The following is a 2,000-nucleotide window of genomic DNA, read 5'->3' as shown; positions in this document are numbered from 1 at the left end:
AGGCCACGCAGGCTCTGCTGCTGCGGCTGGTCACCGCCACCGCCGGACGGTTGCGACGTGCTGATGATGCGCATCGTCACCGACACGTTCACGCTGCCCTGCGCCCATGTCAGGTCGAAGGTGCCGTCCGGACGGCGCTTGCGTTGCGCCGAGTTGATCAGCTTCTCGAGACCGTAGCGGCCCGGCTCGTTGACGAGCTGCACCGTGCGGCCGTCGAAGGTCGTCGCGGACAGCGTCGCGCCCGGCGAACCCTGCGGATTCGGCCACACGAAGTTGGTCCACTGCGGCGGCGTGTTGCGGTAGCGCAGTTGCTGGCCGTCGATCGCGATCGTGTATTCCGTCGTGCCCGTGCTCGGCTGCGGCAGGATCTGGAACACGGTCTGCGGCTCGGACGACGCGGCCGCGCTGCCTGCCGCACCGCCGGCGAGCGGTGCGACCCAGCGCGCGAAGCCGCTCGTGAAGTCCGGCGTGAGGCCGATGCCCATGTCGCCCCACGTGCGGGCGGCGAGGGTGTCGCCGCGGCGCACCGCGAGCGGCCCGAGCGTCGTGCCGACGAACTTCGCGATCGAGCCGTCCGGACCGAACACCTGCGCGATTTCACCGGCGCCGGCCTCGACCTTCGCGCTCGCCGCGAACGGGTACTTCGTCGCGAGCGAGTTCTGGAACGGCTGGTAGACCTGCGCGTTCCACACCTTGTTGACTTCGGCGCTGGCCGGCTGGATCACGACCGCGAACGCCTGCATCAGCGGCCGCACGAGCAGCGGACGCAGCGACTTGCGTTGCGAATCGGTGAGGCCCGTCAGCATCTGCTCGTCGACGAGCTTCAGCGAATCGGCGAGTTCCGAACCGTTGCCGTCGAGCGTCTGCTGCATCAGCTGGCGCGCGCCCGGGCCCGGGTCGCCCTGGTTCTTGATCACGTTGAAGCGCGTGCGGACCTTCGACAGCGAATCCATGTAGCCCTTGAGCATCGACGTGCCGTCATGCGTCGCGACGATCCGCGCGAGCCCGATGAACTCTTGGCCGATCGGACCCATCGGCACCTCGGCCGGATTGCCGTTGATGTCGATGTTGGCAGCCGCCACCTGGCCGGCCTGCGAGCGCGAGAACAGTTGCTTGACCCAGTTCACGACGCCCGTCTGCGCCTTCTTGATCGTCACGTTCGCGAGCGACGGGTTGTCCCACGAGGTCTGGTCGTACGCGGTCTCGAGGATCTTGCGGATCGGCGAATCCTGCGGGTCGCCGAGGCGGTTCATCCCGTCGACGGCCTGGCCGAAGCTGCTGAAGCCCTGCACCGCGATGCCCTGCATGAACTTCTGCCAGTGCTGCGCGTACTCGGTCTTGTACATGCCGACCAGCGTCTTCTGGATCTGCTCGGGGCTGCCCTCGAGCGTCAGGTCGTCCTGCGTCGACGTGTTCAGCACCCAGTCCTTCGCCTGCAGTTCCTTGGTCGCCGCGTCGCGGATCGCCGGCTGCACGTAGTCGAACCACGCTTCGCGCGTGAACGTGCCCGGAATCGCGTAGCTGCCTGCCACGAGGCCCTGGTTGCCGTCGCCGACGATGCGCGCGATGGTCATCGGCGCGAAGCGGGTCGACGCGCGTGCCTTGATTTCCTCGTACACGCGCTGGCGGGCCGGCATCCCGCGCACGACGTGGCGCAGGTTCTCGCGGGTCTGGTCGACGAGCGCGAGGTTCGCGTCGATCATCGGCCAGTCGTCGTCATTCACGCGGGACAGGTAGAACGAGATCATGCGCTCCGCGCTCTTGATCATCTCGTCACGCGGCATGTTGCCGCGATTCGTCTCGAGCCAGCCGCGCCAGAAGCGGGCGAGCTGGTCGGTCAGGTGCGCCTGCTCGACGTGACGCTTGTCGGACAGCATCAGGTACGTCTTGAGCGCGTTGTACGCGTCCTGCACGTTGGTCGGCGACGCGTCGCTGTAGAGGCCGCCCTGCGGTGCGGCCGGTTGCTGCGAGGCGGCGGCTGGCGCGGCGCCGGACGCGGA

Annotated in this window: 1 protein-coding gene; it reads right to left on the bottom strand. The window is 68.1% G+C overall.

Annotated elements, in window-relative coordinates:
- Positions 1-2,000, bottom strand: a 2,000-nt coding sequence (locus tag G3N93_RS38925) for an ImcF-related family protein (RefSeq protein ID WP_277396608.1), incomplete at both ends; no start/stop codon positions are given.

The sequence above is a fragment of the Burkholderia sp. Se-20378 genome, assembly GCF_017104665.1.
Taxonomy (GTDB): Bacteria; Pseudomonadota; Gammaproteobacteria; order Burkholderiales; family Burkholderiaceae; genus Burkholderia; species Burkholderia lata.
Note: the sequence above shows the minus strand (reverse complement) of the source record. Positions and strands in the feature narration are given on the sequence as shown.